The sequence below is a fragment of the Aerococcus sp. L_32 genome (assembly GCF_050689315.1).
In genome coordinates, this window is the sequence record NZ_JBOEQF010000819.1 from 1 (window position 1) to 823 (window position 823).

An 823-nucleotide genomic window follows, 5' to 3' on the forward strand; every position below is an offset into this window, starting at 1 on the left:
CGTTTGAACTAAAATAGTCTGGTTATCAAAACGGTCATTCTTATATTCAAAGTGCTCTGGGCGTAAACCAATTTGAATTTCTTGACCTGTTGCTTCTACTAAAATGTTATCCTGCATCTCTTGAGGTAATGGGAAGATTTCCTCGCTTGATTCAATTGCCGTACCATTTTTAGTTTTTACTAACCGACCGTTTATTAAGTTCATTTGTGGACTGCCAATGAATTCCGCAACAAAACGGTTCACTGGATTATTGTATAAGTTTTCTGGTGTATCAAATTGTTCAACGCGACCAGCATTTAAGACTGCAATACGTGTCCCCATTGTCATCGCTTCGGTTTGGTCATGTGTGACATAGATGAAGGTAGTTTTTAATTGACGGTGCAATTCAACGATTTCAGAACGCATCGATACACGTAATTTCGCATCTAAGTTTGATAATGGTTCATCTAATAAGAAGACTTTTGGATTACGTACCATCGCACGACCTAAAGCCACACGCTGACGCTGTCCACCAGATAAGGCACCTGGCTTCTTGTCTAAGTATTCTGTTAGTTGTAGTGATTTCGCTACTTCTTCAACTTTTGCATAACGTTCTTTTTTCGAAATACCTTCCATTTTCATTGCGAAGGCAATATTGTCACGAACATTCATATGTGGGTATAAGGCGTATGATTGGAAAACCATTGCGATGTCACGGTCTTTTGCAGGTACGTTGTTGACAACCTCATCACCAATACGTAATTCCCCTTCAGAAATAGTTTCTAATCCTGCGATCATACGTAGGGTAGTCGATTTGCCGCAACCAGATGGTCCTACAAATACA

1 protein-coding gene is annotated in these 823 nt (G+C 39.7%); it reads right to left on the reverse strand.

Features of this window, described 5'->3' with window-relative positions; translation table 11 throughout:
• Positions 1-823, reverse strand: an 823-nt coding sequence (locus ACRCJ0_RS16685) for an ABC transporter ATP-binding protein (RefSeq protein ID WP_431391278.1), incomplete at both ends; no start/stop codon positions are given.